The 5,092-nt window shown below is 23.5% G+C and carries 6 protein-coding genes and 1 pseudogene; all 7 read left to right on the plus strand.

Annotated elements, in window-relative coordinates; translation table 11 throughout:
• Positions 1 to 206, plus strand: a pseudogene (locus tag R5Z65_RS09415) (hypothetical protein); the annotation flags it as partial.
• A 141-nt stretch (positions 207 to 347) separates the two neighbouring features.
• Positions 348 to 437: a putative holin-like toxin gene (locus R5Z65_RS09420; RefSeq protein WP_317368737.1), complete on the plus strand. Its 90-nt coding sequence runs from the start codon at positions 348 to 350 to the stop codon at positions 435 to 437.
• A gap of 189 nt (positions 438 to 626) precedes the next feature.
• Positions 627 to 1,829 carry a hypothetical protein gene (locus R5Z65_RS09425; protein ID WP_317368738.1) on the plus strand — a complete coding sequence of 401 codons (1,203 nt, stop codon included), beginning with the start codon at positions 627 to 629 and terminating at the stop codon, positions 1,827 to 1,829.
• Between the two features lies 1 nt (position 1,830).
• Positions 1,831 to 2,112 (plus strand): hypothetical protein, encoded by a 282-nt coding sequence (locus R5Z65_RS09430; protein ID WP_317368739.1) that lies wholly within the window; start codon positions 1,831 to 1,833, stop codon positions 2,110 to 2,112.
• 24 nt (positions 2,113 to 2,136) lie between these two features.
• Complete coding sequence (locus R5Z65_RS09435) at positions 2,137 to 3,243, plus strand: hypothetical protein (protein ID WP_317368741.1); 1,107 nt, start codon at positions 2,137 to 2,139, stop codon at positions 3,241 to 3,243.
• A gap of 10 nt (positions 3,244 to 3,253) precedes the next feature.
• Positions 3,254 to 4,324 (plus strand): sortase, encoded by a 1,071-nt coding sequence (locus tag R5Z65_RS09440; protein ID WP_317368742.1) that lies wholly within the window; start codon positions 3,254 to 3,256, stop codon positions 4,322 to 4,324.
• 102 nt (positions 4,325 to 4,426) lie between these two features.
• The coding region (locus R5Z65_RS09445; protein WP_317368743.1) for a stalk domain-containing protein at positions 4,427 to 5,092 on the plus strand (666 nt) is incomplete at its 3' end.

Genomic DNA, 5,092 nt, shown 5'->3' on the forward strand with positions numbered 1-5,092 from the left:
TAATTTCATTTTTTATAAGTTTTATAATATTTTTATTTAATAGAAATCAAAGTGTTTTAATAGTAGGTTTATTAACTAGCGTTTTTGGAAGTATTATGTTATGTATTAAAGATAGCCAAAATCAAAGTGTTTTAGATTATATAATAAATGTTATTAATTTTTATAAAGAACAACAAGTTTATAATTATGTTGGGAATATATTTTGATTAAAATCAAAATATTGACTAATATATAAAATATGCTTATAATTATATTGAATAGCTTTGCTATTCTAAGTAATATAGGGTAACGGTTTGCAATTTTATGGTTTAGCCTTTCTACAACAGAGTAGAAAGGGGGTTGATAATATGACTATTTCAATTTATGAAATTATATCCTTGCTATTTCAAGGTGGGTTATTATTAATCGCTCTTTTGAGTTACATAAACAAAAAGTAATACAAAAGAAAACCGTAAACTAGTTGCAATAGTCTACGGTTAAAATAAAAATATTTTACTAATAGGCTAAACCATTCTAAATGGTTACCCTTACTCTATATAAATATTATAAAATAAATTTTAAATTTTGTAAAGACGTATTATTAAATATGTCTTTTTATTTTAAAGATTTTTAAAGGAGGTGAGAAGATGTTTTTATATATAACAAGTAGTAGCAATGAAAATATATTTGATAAGGTTTGCTTAGAAAATAACATAATGATAAATAAACTTAATAAAGTAATTGACTTAAATAGCTTATTTCATACTAATAACAATTATACGCACTATAAATTTTTAGCAGTAGATTTATGTATTATATCAAATACTGAAGATGAAATTATACAATTTTTTCTTAAATTTAGGCAATTATATGATGTTAAAATAATAATAGTTGCGATAGGCAGAAAGGCTGGTGATTTAACTCTTTCTAAATTAGCTTGTGAAAGTATTTTCAACTTTATAATAAGTGAAGATGAATATTTAAAGCAAGAAGAAATTAAGGCTTGTGTTTTAGGAAATAATGGGTATAAAGATTGTATTAAATTTAAGGTATTAGATAGTGCTAAAGAAATAGAAAAGCCTGTAAAATCTAATAAATTTAAAGATTTATTAGATAAGATAAATAAGTCTAAAATAGAAAAACAACTAAAAGAAAAGCCTATAAAAAAAGAAATTGAAACAAAAATAATAGAAAAAGAAACTATTGTTGAAGTTGAAAAAATTGTTGAGAAAAAGGTGTTAGTAAAACCAAAAATAAGAATGAATAAGCTAAAAATTGCAGTTTGTGGTACTTGCCCTAGAATGGGAGCAACAACACAGGCTTTTTTAATTGTAAATTATTTAATTAAATATGGATTTAATGCTTGTTATATAGAATTTAACAATAAAAATAAAATAGAAAATATTAAAAATTTTTATGATGTTTCTATTGATGAAGAAAATCATAAAATAAACTACAAAGGAGTTGATATTTTTTACAGTATTACATTTAAAGAATTACCTAGCATACTTTCTTTAAATTATGAAGTTTTAGTTTTTGATTATGGGGAATTTTTGCAAACACACGAAGAAAGTTTTGCAAGTGCAGATTTTAGAATAGTTGTTTGTGGTGCAAAATTTTGGGAAGAAGAATACCTAAAAAATGTATTTAAAATTTGTAATACATATAAAGATATAAATTTTATTTTTAATTTTGTAGGCGAAGAAGAACAGGGATTTATATTAAAAAATATGGGTGAATTAAATATTTATTTTTCACAGTATTGCCCTAATATTTTCAAATTAAAAAATGAAGAAATATATAGTAAAATATTTAAAAAGTATTTAACTTTTGATGAGATAGGAGGTTAAATTGAGTACATTTTACAATAAATTTAAGGAAGAAGAAAAAAAGGAACAAGAAAGACTAAAGGAACAACAAGAAATGTTTATACAAAAAAATAATCAACCTATAATAATAAAAAATACAGGCACTTTTAAAAGTTTTATAAAATTTTTAATAAGTGCTTTTTTGTTTTGTATGAAAAGTTTATTTTATGTTGGGATAACAATACTTTCAAGCATAGGTTTAACAGTTTTATTAAATGAAGATTTAAGAAATATTTTTATAAATTTTATAAAATCTGTTATTTGATGCTATTTGAAAGGAGGTGATGAGATGAAAAAATTAATTATCTGTTTATTTACAACAATGTTTTTAAATCAGACAGTATTTGCAAATGATTTAAAAGAAATAGAATTATCTATAAATGAAGATAAAACAATGGCAATAAAAATATTTGAAAGCCTAGAAAATATTGATTTTACAAAGGTTGTATTTGAAGATTTTGAAAAAGATAATTTTAAATATACTAAAGATAATGTAAATGTTGAAGAAATCACAAAGGAAGATAAAAAAGAGCAAATAGAAACTTTAGAATTAATTTTATCTAAAAGTGATTTTGATAAGCTAGACAACACAAAAATATTACAGTTATTTCAAGATAACTTGCCTTATGAAAAAGACGGATATAAAGGTATTTTACTAAAAGAAAATACTACATTAAAAGTTGAGCCTAATAAAATAGAAAGCACAACAACATATAGTAGCCAAACAATAACACTTAATGAAAAAAAGACTTTCTATGGTTTAGAAAATAATGACTATGGTTTAATACCTAAAACTATTGTGAAAAATGGAGTTACATTAAATTTAGTAGATGCAAATTTTGTAAGTACAAACAATGAGGCAATATCAAGTGTAGCAAATACAGGAGTTAGTACCCTTTATAATTGTAATACAGTTTATAAAGGTAGTTATAATAAAAAAATACCTAATACAAAAACAAAAATATTAGATTATAAAGTTACAGTACAATATAAAGGAGAAATTTCAAAAGAAATATTTGAGAAAAATATAATAACTGTTACTTATAAAGGAGATAAAATATCTGATTTAACAGTACCTATTGCAGTAGCAACAGGAACTGGAGCAACAGGTATTTTTGGTTTTATAGTATTTTGGTTTACTAAGAAAAATGTTAAAGTTTATAACCTTATTAATGGAGCATATGAACTAATAGGTAAATGTAAAATTAAAAATAATAGTATAAATTTAACAACTATTTCTTTAAAGGCAACTAGCAATATTTATAAATTACAATTAGATAAAAATATTGCTAAAAAATTAAATAATCAAGATATAAGTATTACATTAGTAAATTCAACAAAAATAAAAAAATTTGATTTTAATGAAGAAAATACTTATATAGATGTAGTATTTTAAGGAGGTATTTATGAAAATAAATAATAATTTTAAAAAGATAATATTATTAGCTACAATTTTTGCTAGTGTTATAAACTCAAATGTTTTTGCTAGTAATTTTACAGATATAGCAACAACACAAGGTAGAGAATACATACAAAAATTTGTAGATAAAGGTTATATAAAAGGTTATGAAGATAACACTTTTAAGCCCAACAATATGATAACAAGGGCAGAAATATATCAAGTATTATCAAACTTTAATATTAATTTAAAATTTGAAGATGTAAGCTTTAAAGATACTAATGGTTGGTTTTCAAATGCTATTAAAAAAGCTAGTGAAAATGGCTTTTTAAGTGGCTATAAAGACGGAACATTTAAGCCTAATAATAAAATAACAAGATTTGAAATGATAAAAATAACTTCAATGCTTGTTAGAAATAGCAATTATGATAAAGTGCAGTTGCCTTATGCAGATATAGATAAAATACCAAAATGGGTGCTTAATGATGTAAATAATCTTTATGCTAGTAAAGTTATAGATTTTTACGATAATAACTTAATCAATGGAAACACATATATAACAAGGGCAGAAGCAGTTACTATGCTTTCTAAAGCACTTGAATATAATAAATGGGATATGAACAAGGTTACACAAAATGTAAAAACTAATAAAACTAACCCTTTCCCACAACCAACGCAGTTACCAGCTGGAGTAATAGGTTATTTAACAGTACAAGGAACAAATATAAAAAATTTTCCTGTTAAAGATGCTAAAGATAACCAAGAGATGTTAAAGGTTATGAAAAGTGCCATAGGACATTTTAATCAAACAGCAATTTTTAATGGAAATGTAGGCTTATCGGCTCATAACAGAGATTATAAAATAGACTTTAGGCAATTAAAAAATGTACAAGTTGGGGATATAGTTGAATATAAAACAAATTTAGGTACTAGAAAATATAAAGTTACTGTTAAAAAAGATATTTTGGAAACAGATTTTTCATATCTTGAAAATACAAATGATAATAGAATAACAATGATAACTTGTATTGCTAATGAGCCGACAAAAAGATTAGTTGTTCAAGCTGTACAAATTTAATAAAATCCTTGAAAACGACAAGTCAGAAAATTCAGATAATAAGTTGACTATTAATAATTTTTTATGTATAATTATGGTAATTAATTATAGGAGAGAATTATTATGAAAAAATTATTTAAATTAATGATTAGTAGTTTTATAATAAGTAGTTTATTATTAAATACTGTTAATGTATTTGCACAAGGGCAAGTTAGAGTTAGTGTTGGAAATAAAATAGCTAGTGTTAATGGAGAAAATGTAACTTTAGATGTAGCACCCTATATACAAAAGCCTAGTGAAAGTATGATGATACCTTTAAGATTTGTATCAACAGGCTTAGGAATAGATGAAAACAATATACAATTTATACCTAACACAAAAGAGATAATTATAAAAAGTAATGATACAACTATTAAATTTATAGCTGGCTCTAGTAAAATGTCTATAAATGAAGAAATTTTTGATATGGGTATGAAAGATAGCAAAACAGGTAAAATTGACTATATTTATACAGAAATTAAAAATGGAAGTACATTTATACCACTTAGAGCTTTAGAAACAGGTTTAGGTATAAAAATAGATTGGGAAAGCAGTACAAAAACAGCTATTTTAACTAATGAAAATGTTTCTAATGAGCTAGTTTTACAAGGAGATATTAATGAAGATGTAAAAGAAAGTAATTCTAATACTTCTAATACAGAATTAACAGAACAAGATATTAGAGCAATGGAAGAAGAAGTTGTAAGGCTTGTAAATGAAGAAAGAGCTAAATATGGTTTACAACCTTTA

The sequence above is a fragment of the uncultured Tyzzerella sp. genome (genome assembly GCF_963558545.1).
Lineage (GTDB): Bacteria > Bacillota > Clostridia > Lachnospirales > CAG-274 > Tyzzerella.